Origin of the sequence: Flavobacterium fryxellicola (assembly GCF_900143245.1) — a bacterium.
GTDB classification, from domain to species: Bacteria; Bacteroidota; Bacteroidia; order Flavobacteriales; family Flavobacteriaceae; genus Flavobacterium; species Flavobacterium fryxellicola.
The window spans coordinates 1-15,322 of the sequence record NZ_FRDK01000003.1; the positions used below are offsets into that span (position 1 = coordinate 1).

The window sequence follows — 15,322 nt, forward strand, 5'->3', positions numbered from 1 at the left end:
ATTAGAAAACCGAATAAACAGGAGTGGTTCTGGCCGTAAATTTGTAAAATATAGAAAGGTAATTACCGTTAGACCGTTTCAGTGCATAGAAATGGGTATAAAGATGGTTTGGATTCCTAGTGTAGGTAAAAACGCTTATTTATTATCAATCATAGACGTTCATACCCGCAGAATATTAAAAGATTACTTTTCTTTCTCAATAAAACAGAACAAAGTAATAACATTTCTTTCTGATTTATTTTTAGAATATCAATACCCTGAAAGTGTTGTTATAAGAAGTGACAATGGAATTCAATTTATTGCCAAAAGTGTTCGGGAATACCTTGGACTCATAGGAGTTCAGAAAGAATTTACACATGTAGCCACACCTGAAGAAAATGCACATATTGAAGCCTATCATGGAATACTAAAAAAAGAAGTGTTCCAAAGATTTGATTACAGAACTTTTGGAGAAATTGAGTTAATACTAAAAAGATATGTGATTTTCTATAACAATACGAGGCTACATGGACTTTTAGGAAGAATTACACCAGTGTAGAAATGGAACTCTGATAAACACCTAATAATGATGAAAAAATTAACAGCGTAATTAAAAATCGAAATTTAGAATAATACTCTTGTTTTATAGGGGTCAAAACATAAATCTACAAAGTCTTTTTTGCTTCCTCTGCCAACAATTGCATTTAGCTTCATTGCCGCTATATCAGATTGGGTAACCAAACGAATGTTTTCTATAACTTCTATTTTGTTCAATAACGGGTATTTGTAATTAACAAAATCCACTTTAATGCCATCAACAGAGAGAATTAAAAGGTTATTACTTTTTTTTAAAGTGATTACCTTGCCAAAAGAGGAAAGGGTTTCAATAAAATCATCAGCATAGATCTCAGAATTCCCAAATAAATCAATGTCAACCGACTTTCTATGACCAATTTGCAAGGCAAGTTACGTACCACCAACAAGATTAAAACCAGTAAATGAATCGCAATTCATTATTTTTTTTAAGAGGTCCAAGAGTTTTGGATTAACTGACTGTTTTTGTAGCATCTAAATTGTGTTTTTTCAATTTTAAATAAGTCAGATAAAAAAGCTAACGTTATAACATCTAACGTTCGTAATTTTAAAGAAACATTTTTTATGGTTTCTAATCCATAAATTTCTTGAATAATTTTCCAATCTGAAATTAATCCAAATTCTAAAACTTTATATATTATTTGAACCTTCGATTTTTCAAATTCTAAAGCACTTTTATCTACATCCCAAAAAAGATGAGATGACAAATCGTTGATATCGTAAGCCGTTTTCATGTAAACAAAATTAATATAAATTTTTGAATCTTCAACTTTTTTGATTTTTTGTAAATGTTGTGATTGACTTCTCTTAACTTTAACACTACGAATATAACCTTAAAGTTAATGCGCTTCCAACCAATCTTTTCCTTTTCCAATTTCTACATCTAAAGGCACATCAAGTTTAAAAGCGTTTTCCATTTCGTATTTTATCATCGGTTGGATTTTTTCGAGCTCCGAATTATGAACATCAAAAACCAATTCATCATGTACTTGAAGCAGCATTTTACTCTTCCAGTTGTCGTCAGTTAATTTTTTATGAATATTGATCATCGCAATTTTGATGATATCAGCTGCACTTCCTTGAATAGGTGCGTTTACCGCATTGCGTTCTGCGCCACCACGAACAATCGCGTTTTGAGAATTAATGTCTTTTAGATAACGACGACGACCCAATATGGTTTGCACATAACCATTATCGCGCGCAAAATCAATTTGCTCTTGAATATAAGATTTTAATCTGGGATACGTTTGGTAATACGCTTCAATTAAATCAGCGCTCTCTTTGCGAGACAAGTTGGTTTGATTGCTCAATCCAAAAGCGGAAACACCATATATAATTCCGAAATTCACTGTTTTAGCATGACTTCGCTGTTCCCGAGTTACCTCTTCCAATGGTACATTGAATACTTTTGATGCCGTCGACTTGTGAATATCTTCGTGATTCTGGAATGCCTTAATCATATTTTCCTCCCCGCTTAAGGCAGCAATAATTCGGAGTTCTATTTGAGAATAATCGGCAGAGACCAAAGTGTAATTTTCATCACGGGCTACAAATGCTTTTCTAATTTGTTGCCCCCGTTCGGTACGAATAGGAATGTTTTGTAAATTCGGATTGGTAGAACTCAAGCGTCCTGTTGCCGCCACAGTTTGCATATAATCAGTGTGAATGCGCTTTGTGCATGCGTCTACTTGCAGAGGCAATGCCTCAACATAGGTATTTTGAAGTTTTATTAAGGAACGCCAATCTAATATAGCCGAAACTATTTTGTTGTCTTTTGCTAAATAACTTAGCACTTCTTCGCCAGTTGCATATTGACCTGTTTTGGTTTTCTTCTGTTTGGTTCCACCTAGTTTTAATTTGTCAAATAAAATATCTCCCAATTGTTTTGGAGAAGCCAAATTGAATTTTTCGCCTGCAATGTCAAAAATAGTTGCTTCCAGCGTTTTGATGTCTTTGTCTAATTCTTGTGATAAGGACTTCAAAAAGGGAACGTCTAACCGAATTCCTTCTTTCTCCATAGCAGCTAAAACTTTTACTAACGGGATTTCGATATCCTCAAAAAGTTTCTTAGTTCCGGTTTTGTCTAATTCCAAGATGAAAATTTCCTTTAGTTGCAAGGTTACATCAGCATCTTCAACGGCATATTCTTTTATTACCTCCAGTTCAACATCACGCATTGATTTTTGGTTTTTTCCTTTTTTACCAATTAATGTTTCAATGGATTGTGGCGCATATTTCAAGTACGTTTCTGCTAAAATATCCATGTTGTGGCGCATATCTGGATTAATCAGATAATGGGCGATCATGGTATCGAATAATTTTCCTTTGACAGTAACATTGTAATTGGAAAGAATTTTTAAATCGTATTTTAGATTTTGTCCAATTTTTTCAATTTTTTCATTTTCGAAAAATGGAATGAATTTATCGATTAAAGAGTGCGCTTCTTCTTGGTTTTCAGGAAATGGAACATAAAAACCTTTTCCTTTTTCATAAGAGAAAGAGATTCCAACTAATTCCGCATGCAAGGCATCCAAGCCTGTAGTTTCCGTATCAAAACAAACCGATGCTTGTTTTTGTAAATTTTGCAACAGCAATCTCAGGCCTAAATCACCTTGAATTATCTGATAGGAATGTGGGGTGTTTTCTAAAGTATTGTAAAACGCAGTTCTGCTTTCCACGCCATTTTGATCTTCATTTTGAATTGCGAACATGTCAAATTGCTCTGTGTGTGGTGCGAGATTTTTTTTATACAATCTTGGATCAACAGCTTCTATTCCCTTTCCTTCGGTGGGGGACGGGGGGAGGAATATGGCATCAAATTGTTCTGCCATTCGTCTAAACTCTAATTCGTTGAATAGCGCATCTGTTTTTTCGACATCAGGAGTGGATAATTCGTAATCTTTTTCATCAAAAACGACTGGACAATCAATGATAATTGTCGCTAAAGTTTTCGACAACAAGCCTTTTTCTTTATTCGCTTCAATATTTTCTTTCATTTTACCTTTAAGCTTATCCGTATTAGCCAAAAGGTTTTCCATGGTTCCAAATTCCTTCAACAGTTTCTTAGCCGTTACTTCACCTACGCCAGGAAGTCCCGGAATATTATCCGCTGTATCGCCCATCATTCCAAGAAAGTCGATTACTTGATCTGGTCGTTCGATTTCAAATTTTGCCAAAACTTCAGGAATCCCCCAAATTTCTATGCCGTTACCCATTCTAGCGGGTTTGTACATAAATATGTTTTCAGAAACCAGTTGTGCAAAATCTTTATCGGGTGTTACCATAAAGACTTTGTAATTCTGTTTTTCGGCTTGCTTGGCAATAGTTCCTATCAAATCGTCAGCTTCAAATCCCTTAACTTCAATAATGGGAATATGCATCGCTTTTAATAATTGCTGAATATAGGGAATAGCAATTTTTATGGCCTCTGGAGTCGCATCGCGATGTGCTTTGTATTCCGGAAAAATATCATTTCTTAGTTGGCTACCACCGTTATCAAAAGCAACCGCAAGATGATCTGGTTTTTCTCTTTTTATTACGTCCATTAAGGAATTCATAAATCCCATAATGGCCGAGGTGTCCATTCCTTTAGAATTGATTCGTGGATTTTTTATGAAAGCATAATACCCTCTAAAGATTAAGGCATAAGCATCTAGAAGGAACAGGCGTTTTTGTTGTGACATGAATTGTGGTTTTTGTAAAGTTTTCAAAAGTACAAAACTTGTGACATAAAGGGGAGCTGGTTTGAAAAATTTCTGTTTTTATCTGCAATGCAAACTAATTTCATACTAATGAAAATTAAAGTAGTGTATATTTTTTTAGTAATGATTCCGTACTGTTTTACTCGAAAGAAAATAGATATAAATAGCAAATGGTTATTTAAAATATATTTAAAATTATAAGAATAATAATATATTATAATTAAAAACGTGTATTTTGTCGACATAATATGTATTTAATCGATATATTGTTTAATTTTACCAAATGGTTTTGAGAATCCATTTTATGCTCTATTATTTAATCTTTTATTTTATTTATTATGAAAAAAAATTACGCTGTTACAAAGGTTTTGCAAGCCTGTTTGTTATTTTTCATGATAATAACGACAAATGTGTTTGGCCAGGTGGGCATAGGAACGATAACACCAAACGCAAGCTCTGTTTTAGATGTTTCCTCGACAACCCAAGGAATGTTGACGCCCAGAATGACAACGGTGCAACGAACGGCTATTTCGTCGCCAGCCGATGGATTAATGGTTTATGATACCGATTTGAAATCATTTTTCCACTACAATACAGCCATTGCATCGTGGAATGTTATCAATAGTGCTACGACAGGGAGATCAAAGTTTAAGAGAATCAAATCTACGGATGTTTTAGCAACAGTTTTAGCTGCGGAGAAAACCGCTGGAGGTGGCTCCAAATATCTTTTGGACTCGGAAACTTTATACGAAATCAATGGCGCAATCAATGTAGACTTACCAATAGAGCTAAATAATGCCTATGTTGCTGGTTTAGACTCTGGAGAGGATAAGTTGATTAAAGCAAATGGAGATCTCTTTACGGGGACAACAGGTGGATCAATTAGGGTGTTAACTGTTGTAGCATCAGGGGCTAGTGGTAATGTTTTTAATATAACGGGCGCTGGAAATCAAAACTTGGTATTTAGGGATTGTATTGTAGCCAACTCAGCAAATGTTGGTCTTATCAAAGGTTTTTCATTAGTATTTGTGAGTATTGTACAATATGTAGGTAATGCAAATGGAATCATTTACGAAAATATCAATAAATTATTGATTAATAATGCTGGCTGGTTTGGAGGCGGTTTACCTCTGGGTAATTCTGGAACTTATGAGAAGATTGTTGGGACATTTGAACAAGTTGCCAAACAAGGAGGATTTAGTGAAGTTTCCGGATCAAGTATTGGTTTTGATGTGTCTGGTAATCCAATTATAAATGGTGATGCTGTTATTGAAAGTGTCGTGTTTACCGGAAGTAATGCGGCTGGATATGTAAAGCCCTACACGATTGGGACCTACACAGGTTATAATTTTAATAATAATTGGAATATAAGATGCGCAGGAATTCCAACCGAAGGTGATTCCTTTGCATCAGGCAATTTATATTTGGATAGGACATTAACTTCGCCAACTCTTCAAATGCCAAGTACTACTACCGCTTACAAGATTCCTGGAACAACAGTTCCTACTAATTTATTTAGAATGGATGGAGCAACAACTAACAGAATTGTTTATTTAGGAAAAAAAAGGAGAACGTTTACCGTGTCGGCTTCCGTTTCATTTGAAGGTGGAACTGGTAGTGCCGACCTTTTATTTTATTTTGTTAAATTTGCGGTGGGTGGAAGTCCTTTCAATTTTGTCACTTCATCTGAAACCTTTATAGATTCTAATACTGCAAGTGTGCAAAGTTTCCCTGTTTCCGGAACAGTAACCCTTAGTACTGGTGAATATGTTGAATTGTACGGTCAGCGACTTAATGGTACTAACAAAATCTTTACGTTTCGGTCCTATAATATTTCAATGAAATAATAAGTAAAATCAGTTTTAAATTTAATAAAGAACACATTATTTTTGCAGAAAATAATGTGTTCTTTATTAAATTTCAATATTTAAAATCGCTATGCTTTTTTCAAGGATAATCAACCGTTAAATTTTAACTAATACCAATCTACGTAACTTAAATTTTTTGTTATTTTGTTAAAAATTTTTTTATAATGATCTTTCGTATCGTATTCTTGTGTTTAGTCCTACTCATTATTGAGCTTTATACATTTCAAGTATTAAAAACTTTGATAAAATCAAAGCCAGCATTGTTTTCAATTCAGTTTATTAGCCTCTTATTTTTAGTATATATTGTCTATTCTTTAATGCAATTTGACCGAAGCGTAGGGCAGACTCAACAAATGATGTCTACCATGGGTTTGTTGCTTATTGTTTATGTTCCAAAATTAATATTGACTTTTACATTAATGGGGGAAGATATCTACAGGCTGTGTGTAGGATCCGTTAATTTTTTTGTCGAATATGACAAGAGTACAGATTTCCTTAATTCCAGAAGAAAGTTTGTAAGTCAAATAGGATTGGGATTAGCAGCAGTTCCTTTCTTGTCCTTAATATACGGAGTGACAATAGGAAAATACAATTACAAGGTGATCAAGCAACGGATCTTTTTTCCTGATTTACCAGATGCTTTTGATGGTTTTACGATTACTCAAATATCAGATGTTCATAGTGGAAGTTTTGATAATCCAGAAAAAATTAATTATGCCATTGATCTGGTAAATGAGCAAAATTCAGATCTGATTTTGTTTACTGGCGATATCGTGAATACGGATGCAAAGGAAATGCATCCTTGGATAGAAACATTCAATAAAATTAAAAAGCACGAATATGGTAAATATTCGGTTTTAGGGAATCACGATTATGGAGAATATATTACGTGGCCAACGGAGGCCGCAAAAGAAGATAATTTTCAAGCTATAAAAAACTTATACGGGGAAATAGGTTTCAATTTATTGTTGAATGAACATACTTTTATCCAAAAAGGAGAAGATAAAATAGCTTTAGTAGGTGTCGAGAATTGGGGTCATAACTTCAAACAAGCTGGAGATTTAAGCAAGGCTTCAGGGCAACTAAAGAAAGAAGATTTTAAGATTTTGATGAGCCACGATCCTTCACATTGGGAACATGTAGTGCAACATGACGATAAACATTATCATCTTACACTTTCTGGACACACCCATGGAATGCAATTTGGTATTGAAATTCCAGGGTACTTTAAATGGAGTTTAGCACAGTATGTTTATAAACAATGGGCGGGATTATATGAGAACCTGGGAAGATACGTTTATGTTAATAGAGGTTTTGGTTTTCATGCATATCCAGGTAGAGTAGGTATTATGCCGGAAATAACAGTCATTGAACTAAAAAAAGGTGTTAATGTGGCATAATACGTTAAAAATGCTACATTTGTAAAATAAATATCTCTTTTTAGTGAATTTTAAAAAATTAAATTTTTGGTTTTATGTCAAAATTTGGAGAACTTATAAATACTCAAGTACCTGTGTTAATTGATTTTTACACAGAATGGAACGAATCTTCAGTTTCAATGCATCCTGTAATCAGGGATGTAGCAGCTGCTCTTGGCGATAAAGCAAAAGTCATTAGAATTGATGTAGATAAAAATCAAGAATTAGCGGATGCCCTACGCATCAAAGGCTTGCCTACTTTGATGATTTACAAACACGGTCAAATGATTTGGAGACAGTCCGGAGAATTAGATGCCAATACGCTTATTGGAATCGTTCAGGAACAATTATAACAGCATTTTTTGTTTCATAAAACAGCACATTTAAAATTATTTTTTTTTAAAAAAGCCAGTGTTTTTGGTAACACGTATTCAAGGTTTTTGAAGGCTTTTAGGCTGTCATGAAAAACAATAATACTTCCCGGTTTTATATTTGATAGTACATTATCTAAACATTTTTCTTTGGATATGGTCGTGTCGAAGTCCGCACTGAGTACATCCCACATCATTATTTTATATCCTAATGCTCTTATCTCTCTTGCTTGGGCTCTTTTTAATTTGCCGTAAGGGGGACGGAATAGTTTAGATTTTAAACCGTAATTACTATTGCTCTGAATTGCCTCTGCACAGAGTTTTGTGTTTTCTACATAAGATTTTGTTTCTGTTTTCCAGCCATTTAGATGATTAAAGGTATGGTTTCCTACTCCATGACCCTCTTTAACTAACTCTTTAAATAGTGCTGAATTTTTTTTGATATTGTCTCCTATGCAAAAAAAAGTTGCTTTTACATCGTATTTTTTTAATTCCTCCAAAACCCATCCTGTAACTTCGGGGACAGGTCCATCATCAAATGTGAGGTAAACGGTATTTCCTGTATTGGAGACATCCCAAATATAATTAGAAAATATCTTTTTTATAATCCAGTTGGTCTTAATCCAGTAGAAGCTCATCAGTTGAAAATTTGGGACATAAATAAAATGCTGGTTTTCTTTTAATTGAAACTAAGAAGTAGTCTGTTTTTTGCAAGGTACTTCTGCCTTGATTTTTAAAAAGAGACGAGGAGTTGCTTATAAATTTATTACACAATAAATTCATAAGCAACTCCTCGTCTTACTTTCTACTTAAATTTATTCTTTTTCACGGCCAAAACGTTCAAACATTTTAATGTAAGTGTTGAACGTAATTCTGTTTTTGTTGTAGAAATCCAAGTCGCCGTTCTCTTTCATCACCTGCAAGAGACTTCTGTAGCGCTCAATGTCGATAATGATAGGAGTTGCAATACTACTTTGCTCAGAAGATTTAAGGTTGCCATAATAGTTGAGGTTTTCTTGATACTTACCCACTAGTTTTTTTAGCAATTGCTGTGCTTTTATTTTTTCACCAATTTTGTAATATCCGCCAGCAAAAGGTTCTACTAAGGAATAATATTCAAAATATTCCACTGGCATTTTTGTCATGGCCAAATCGATAATGTTTTTTGCCTTGTCTTTTTGTCCTTCAAGAATTAGCTGATTCATTAATCTTGAGAGATTGGTTCGGTAGGTTATGCTATTTCTTCGGGTCTCTGGATCATGATAAATAGTTGGACTTTCGCTGTTTCCCCAATCCCATTTCATTACTTTGGCATACATTTTATCCGCATCAATTTGTCCCATTTCAAGCGGACCACCATCTTTAGGGATGACGGTTCTTATTGGGACTAATTTATAAACCATACCTTCTAATTGAAGGTATTCTTTCATCCAGATATAATCTTCGCTGTCAAAGGCGCCTCCGCTAAAATAAATTGGGCGTTTCCAATTATTATTGGCAACGATATCGAGCATCATTAGTCTGTTTTTATACAAGGCATTGCCTTTAATGTCCAAGTCAATGTAGGGAACTATAGAGTCATTGTATTTAGGAGAAACAACCTTGTTTTTGATAATAATGTCTTTGTCAACTGGAATTCTGATTTTATTCGTAGGATAAAAATGAATGGTTTGACCGTTTTGCATTTCAACAGTTGATTTTGGATTTTTAATAAAATCGATAAAATCTTTTATATCCCAGCGGCTTTCAATTTTAGGAATGTGAGCTACATAGTCCAGTTTATCACCTACATATTGATCGTGTGTAAAAGAAATGGGCAACGGATCCGATTCGTAGGTTTTAGTTTTCATCTGATCAATGTACCAATCCGTCATGAATAAACTCGTATTTACAATTTTGACATCGGTTCTTACTTTTTCAATTTCTTGAGCGTACCAAAGCGGAAAGGTATCGTTATCACCAATAGTAAATAAAATTGCATTAGGGTCACAAGAGGTCAGGTATGCTTTTGCCATGGCTACAGCGGTGTATTTTCCAGAGCGATCGTGATCATCCCAGTTTTGAGAAGCCATAAGTACAGGAGCGGCTAGTAAACTCGCCGCGATTATAAGGGGACCAGCAATTTTTGGGGCTAAGTATTTTTGTGCACTTTCGTACAAGGCGTACACCCCAAATCCAATCCAAATGGCAAATACATAAAACGAACCCACTAAAGCATAATCTCTTTCTCGAGGCTCAAATGGTCTTTCATTTAAGTAGATTTTCAAGGCTATTCCCGTAAATAGAAATAAAGCGAGCAGTACATAAAAGCTTTTCAAATCTTTATTCGCATGGTACATTAAACCAATTAAACCAAGAATAAATGGCAGGAAGAAATAGACATTTCGGCCTTTATTATTCAACACATCCGAAGGTAGGTTTTCTTGGCTTCCTAAATGCAATTCATCTATAAACGATATTCCACTAAGCCAGTTTCCATCTAAGTAATCGTATCTTCCTTGAATATCATTTTGACGTCCAACAAAGTTCCACATTAAATACCTCCAGTACATATATCCAAACTGGTATTCAACCATAAAGCCCAGATTGTCCGCTGTTGTAGGTTTCTCAACTAGGAGATAATCACCATAGCTTTTCAGGAACTTAATATACCCTTCATTATCAATTTGTTTTTGCGCGTAAGCTTGTCTGAATTCATTTATGGTTTTCTGTGTTTCGTTTTTCAGTTGTGCAATCGCTTTATTATAATCTTCCTCACTCAGTTGACTTGGATCTATACCGTATTTAGCTAAATCATCTTCATAGGGATAATTAGGGTTTAACCTAAACTCAGGAGGATTTGTGAAATTCATATAATTTTCAATATGATCACCACTCCACATTCTTGGTAAAATCGTTTTGTGGTTGTCATCTGTGTTTTGATCTGCATTTTTAAAATTATTTACAATAACGTAGGTATTGGTTTTATAATCTCTTTCGTAGTTGGGTGCTTTGTCTAGATAGGGATTGTCTTTGTCTAAACCCGCAAATCCTTCAGTATATTGAGGGCCGTAAAACAATGGATTTACTCCGTATTGTTCTCTATTATAGTAGGCAAGAACTTCACGAGCATCAGAAGGTTTGTTTTCGTTGATCACAGTATTGGCATTGGCGCGAATCGGTAACATCGTCCATGTAGAAAAACCAATGAGGATAAAAAGGATGCATAGAATTAAGGTGTTGGCAGTTGCAAGGCCTTTGTTGTTGGTGTATTTTAATCCAAAATAAAACAAGGCTGCTAGCAAAACGGTAACAAATAGAGTTCCTGAATCAAAGGGTAATCCTAGACTATTCACCATAAAGACTTCGGTTTTACCAAAGAATCCCATAGTCATAGGAAGAAGCAATTTGAAAATAAAAAGTAAAATTGCAATTACCACTACATTGGCGACAAGAAAACTTTTAAGGGTAACAACTTTATAATTTTTAAAAAAATAAAGAAAGCCAATAGCAGGAATCGTTAGTAACGCCATGAAGTGGACTCCAAAAGAAAGACCAACAACAAGAGAAATGATTAATAACCATTTGTTTCCTCTTGGTTTATCCATGTCTTGTTCCCAACGTAAACCCAGCCAAAATAGCAGCGCAATAAATAAAGAAGCCATCGCGTAAACTTCGGCCTCCACTGCGTTAAACCAAAAACTATCAGAGAATGTATAAGCTAAAGCACCAACAAATGAACTTCCTAATATTACAATTTCATTACTTTTAGTAGCTTGTTTAAGTGGTTCCTCTTTTAGATTTGAGTCTGAAAATCGAGAAACTAATTTCTTTAGCACCATTGATGAGGACCAAAACAAAAATAAAATGGTAAATGCACTGGAGAATACGGACATCATATTGACCATTAAGGCAATTTTAGTCTCATCAGTAGCAAACATGGCGAAAAAAGCACCAATCATTTGATATAAGGGAGCTCCCGGCGGGTGTCCAACTTCTAATTTTGCTGCAGTAGCAATGTATTCGCCACAATCCCAAAAACTCATTGTAGGTTCAACAGTCAAAGTGTAGGTTAATAATGCGATTCCAAATGTAAGCCAACCAATGATGGTATTCCATTTATTGAAATTGAATGCTGCTTTATCCATGTACTAAAATTTAATTTAATTGTAAGTTACAAAGAAAATGTTTTTTTGTTTAACCCTAGTAGGATTAACATTATTTTCTGGAAAAGTAATGCAAATTAATAACATGTTGATTGTGAGGTTTTTTGACCAAATTATAGGTCTAAATTCAAATTAAGGCAAAATTTTTTTGATAAAAAGGCAAAAAAAGTTTGTGCAAACTAAATTTTATTTTAAATTTGCACTCGCTTAGCAGCAACGCTGGTCTATGGTGTAATGGTAACACAACTGTTTTTGGTGCAGTCGTTCAAGGTTCGAGTCCTTGTAGACCAACAGAAAGCCCCTCAATTTTGAGGGGCTTTTTTTATGGAATGCATTTAAGAGCGTCATTTTAAATTTTTATTTCTTTAAAATATAAATGGTATTCTAGAAGGTTGGAGTTAGTCAGGAGTTAGATTTTAAAGGTAATAATAGGTTTTGTAACATGATTGACCAAGTCTTCGCTGATGCTTCCTGTGAAAAAATGAGCCAATCCAGTTCTGCCATGAGTGCAGAGTCCTATTAAATCAGCGTCAATAGTTTTTGAAAAATTGACAATTCCGTTTTCGACATTAGTGTCATTAAAAATGTGCAAAGAGTAGTTTTTAATTTCGTAGTTCTTGATGAACTTGCTCATTATTTTTTCCGCATCAAGAGTAGTCTTGAAACTATTTGGGGTACAGATAAAAACTAAAAATAGATTTGCATCAAAAATTGCGGCAAAATCTCGCATTTTTATAAAAGGTTTTTTTGTTTCTGGCGAAAAATCAGAAGCGAATACCATGTTTTTGAATTTTAAGTCTCTTACATCTTTTTTAATGACTAAAACTGGTATTTCGGAGAGGCGCACCACTTTTTCAGTATTAGAGCCCAGCAATAGCTCTTCAATGCCAGAAGTTCCATGTGATCCCATTACGATGAGGTCAATCTTATTTTTTTTGTTAAATGCTAAAATGCCACTAAAAGTTCTTTCGTACTGCACGGAAACGTTTACGGAAATTCCAGCTAAGTAGGGTTGCTCTGTAATTTTTTGTAATTTTTCATTGGCTTTTTTTATAAACAGCATTTCTTCAGGAATGCTGCTACCTCCTGTTATCGTATCGTTAATCTGATTCGGTACTTCTAATAAATGCAAAATAAATAGTTCGCATTTAGTTTTTTTTGCAATCAGTACTGCGGCCTTTAAAGCGTTTTCGGCATGCTCAGAAAAATCGGTGGGAACTAAAATGCGTTTCATAGTAAGAAAGTGTTAAATTATGGTAAAATCGGTTGTTTTAATTGACTTTTAAAGATAAGAAATTATTTTACACCAAGTGATTATTTTAGTTTATAAAAAAAACACTATATTTGCACCGTTATTTATTAAAATCTAGATAATGAGGGGACTAAATGTCCCCTCTTTTTATAAAAATATGACATTTAAAGAAAAAGTAAATACGTTATTGGCAGAATGCCTCTTAGAAAAGCCATCAATTTTTTTGATAGACCTTGTTATCACTGATGCTTTCAAGGTTATTGTGACTGTAGATGGTGATAATGGAGTGGCGCTTCAGGATTGTATAGATGTAAGTCGTTTCATGGACAATGATTTGGACCGTGAGGAACAAGATTATTCCTTAGAAGTAGCTTCAGTAGGGGTCGGGTCGCCATTGAAATTAGTAAGGCAATACAAGAAAAATATAGGGAGAACTTTGATTGTAAAGACTGGGACAGAAATAATTGAAGCAGAATTAGTAGAAGCTAACGATGATTTTGTAGTTTTGTCTTGGGAAGCAAGAGAGCCTAAAAAGGTAGGGAAAGGTAAAGAAACAGTTCAAAAAGAACTTAAATTACCTTATGAAGATATAAAAGAAGCAATTGTTACAGTAACATTTTAATTAAAGAATTCGCATGGAAAATTTAGCATTAATCGATTCATTCTCAGAGTTTAAAGATGATAAACTTATTGATCGTGTAACGCTTATGGCAATTTTAGAAGATGTATTTAGAAATGCATTGAAAAAAAAATACGGTTCAGATGATAATTTCGATATTATTATAAATCCTGATAAGGGAGATATGGAAATATGGCAAAGAAGAGTGATTGTTTCTGATGAAGATTTGGATTTTGATCACTTAGAAATTACTTTAACTGAAGCTAGAAAAATTGAGCCTGATTTTGAAATTGGGGAAGAAGTTTCCGAAGAAGTGAAATTAATTGATTTAGGAAGAAGAGCAATTTTAGCTTTGCGCCAAAATTTAATTTCAAAAATTCATGAGCATGACAATACAAATCTTTACAAACAGTTTAAAGATTTAATTGGGGATATATATACTGCTGAAGTACACCATGTGCGTCCTAGAGTTGTTATTTTGGTTGATGATGAAGGAAACGAAATCATTTTGCCAAAAGAAAAACAAATTCCTTCTGATTTTTTCCGCAAGGGAGATAATGTTAGAGGAATAATTGAAAGCGTGGAGTTAAAAGGGAATAAGCCTCAAATTATTATGTCTAGAACTTCGGAGAAGTTTTTAGAGAAATTGTTTGAACAAGAAATTCCTGAAGTTTTTGACGGTTTGATTATGGTTAAGAAAGTAGTGAGAATTCCAGGTGAAAAAGCAAAAGTAGCCGTTGATTCTTACGATGATAGAATTGATCCAGTAGGCGCTTGTGTAGGTATGAAAGGGTCTCGTATTCACGGAATTGTTCGTGAGTTGGGGAATGAAAATATCGATGTTATCAATTATACTAGTAACATTCAATTGTTTATTACTAGAGCATTAAGTCCTGCTAAAGTATCGTCTATTAAAATTAATGAAGAGACAAAAAGGGCAGAGGTTTTCTTGAAGCTTGAAGAAGTTTCAAAAGCAATTGGTCGTGGTGGACATAATATTAAATTAGCGGGTTTATTAACAGGCTATGAGTTAGATGTTATTCGCGAAGGGGATGTTGCTGGTGCAACTGCTGATGAGGATGATGTTGAATTGACAGAGTTTTCAGATGAAATTGAAGACTGGGTTATTGAAGAGTTTGCAAAAATTGGTTTAGATACTGCAAAAAGTATTTTAAAACAAGATGTCGAAGATTTAGTACGTAGAACAGACCTAGAAGAGGAAACGATTTTAGATGTAATGAGAATATTGAAAGAAGAATTTGACAGTTAGTCAATGTGTCTTCAACGATAAACATGCCACTCTACAATAAATTTTTACTCGGTAGGTACCAAGTGGGGAGTAGAGTGAGGAATAACAAAAAAGGTAATAATAAAA

12 protein-coding genes and 1 tRNA gene are annotated in these 15,322 nt (G+C 34.2%); 7 read left to right on the top strand and 6 right to left on the bottom strand.

All coding sequences use genetic code 11. The features are described from left to right. Positions 1-538 (top strand): DDE-type integrase/transposase/recombinase (locus tag BUA03_RS06205; RefSeq protein WP_139255616.1); only part of this gene is annotated, 538 nt, incomplete at its 5' end. Positions 539-603: 65 nt separating this feature from the next. Here the strand turns inward: BUA03_RS06205 and BUA03_RS06210 are convergent. The 3 genes from BUA03_RS06210 to polA all read right to left on the bottom strand — a co-directional run bounded on the left by BUA03_RS06210 (position 604) and on the right by polA (position 4,256). Then, positions 604-939 (bottom strand): nucleotidyl transferase AbiEii/AbiGii toxin family protein, encoded by a 336-nt coding sequence (locus BUA03_RS06210; RefSeq protein ID WP_066080495.1) that lies wholly within the window; start codon positions 937-939, stop codon positions 604-606. A 62-nt stretch (positions 940-1,001) separates the two neighbouring features. Then, entirely contained in the window at positions 1,002-1,307 is a 306-nt protein-coding gene (locus tag BUA03_RS06215) for a DUF6922 domain-containing protein (protein WP_066080492.1), read from the bottom strand. Between the two features lie 105 nt (positions 1,308-1,412). Then, positions 1,413-4,256, bottom strand: a complete 2,844-nt coding sequence (gene polA / locus BUA03_RS06220) for a DNA polymerase I (RefSeq protein ID WP_066080489.1) — start codon at positions 4,254-4,256, stop codon at positions 1,413-1,415. 356 nt (positions 4,257-4,612) lie between these two features. Between polA and BUA03_RS06225 the strand changes: the two genes are divergently transcribed. The 3 genes from BUA03_RS06225 (at position 4,613) to BUA03_RS06235 (ending at position 7,913) form a co-directional block, all read left to right on the top strand. Further along, the gene (locus BUA03_RS06225; RefSeq protein WP_066080487.1) at positions 4,613-6,121 is read left to right on the top strand and encodes a hypothetical protein; all 1,509 of its coding nucleotides are present in this window, start codon (positions 4,613-4,615) and stop codon (positions 6,119-6,121) included. A gap of 185 nt (positions 6,122-6,306) precedes the next feature. Continuing rightward, on the top strand, positions 6,307-7,542 hold the full coding sequence (locus BUA03_RS06230; RefSeq protein WP_066080484.1) for a metallophosphoesterase: 1,236 nt from the start codon (positions 6,307-6,309) through the stop codon (positions 7,540-7,542). A gap of 74 nt (positions 7,543-7,616) precedes the next feature. Beyond that, positions 7,617-7,913, top strand: coding sequence for a thioredoxin family protein (locus BUA03_RS06235; protein WP_066080481.1), 297 nt, complete (start codon positions 7,617-7,619; stop codon positions 7,911-7,913). A gap of 14 nt (positions 7,914-7,927) precedes the next feature. On the opposite strand, the gene BUA03_RS06240 is transcribed toward BUA03_RS06235, so the two are convergent. Together BUA03_RS06240 and BUA03_RS06245 are read right to left on the bottom strand one after the other, a co-directional pair. Further along, positions 7,928-8,569, bottom strand: a complete 642-nt coding sequence (locus BUA03_RS06240) for a polysaccharide deacetylase family protein (protein ID WP_066080478.1) — start codon at positions 8,567-8,569, stop codon at positions 7,928-7,930. A 177-nt stretch (positions 8,570-8,746) separates the two neighbouring features. Beyond that, positions 8,747-12,058: a glycosyltransferase family 117 protein gene (locus BUA03_RS06245; RefSeq protein WP_066080474.1), complete on the bottom strand. Its 3,312-nt coding sequence runs from the start codon at positions 12,056-12,058 to the stop codon at positions 8,747-8,749. Positions 12,059-12,296: 238 nt separating this feature from the next. Here BUA03_RS06245 and BUA03_RS06250 point away from each other — a divergent pair. Beyond that, positions 12,297-12,367, top strand: a tRNA-Gln gene (locus BUA03_RS06250). A gap of 118 nt (positions 12,368-12,485) precedes the next feature. Here the strand turns inward: BUA03_RS06250 and BUA03_RS06255 are convergent. Next, on the bottom strand, positions 12,486-13,310 hold the full coding sequence (locus tag BUA03_RS06255; protein WP_066080471.1) for a universal stress protein: 825 nt from the start codon (positions 13,308-13,310) through the stop codon (positions 12,486-12,488). A 175-nt stretch (positions 13,311-13,485) separates the two neighbouring features. Between BUA03_RS06255 and rimP the strand changes: the two genes are divergently transcribed. Both rimP and nusA read left to right on the top strand, forming a co-directional pair. Then, positions 13,486-13,950: a ribosome assembly cofactor RimP gene (gene rimP, locus BUA03_RS06260; RefSeq protein WP_066080801.1), complete on the top strand. Its 465-nt coding sequence runs from the start codon at positions 13,486-13,488 to the stop codon at positions 13,948-13,950. 13 nt (positions 13,951-13,963) lie between these two features. Further along, positions 13,964-15,217: a transcription termination factor NusA gene (nusA, locus tag BUA03_RS06265; protein ID WP_066080468.1), complete on the top strand. Its 1,254-nt coding sequence runs from the start codon at positions 13,964-13,966 to the stop codon at positions 15,215-15,217. Positions 15,218-15,322 lie beyond the last annotated feature (105 nt).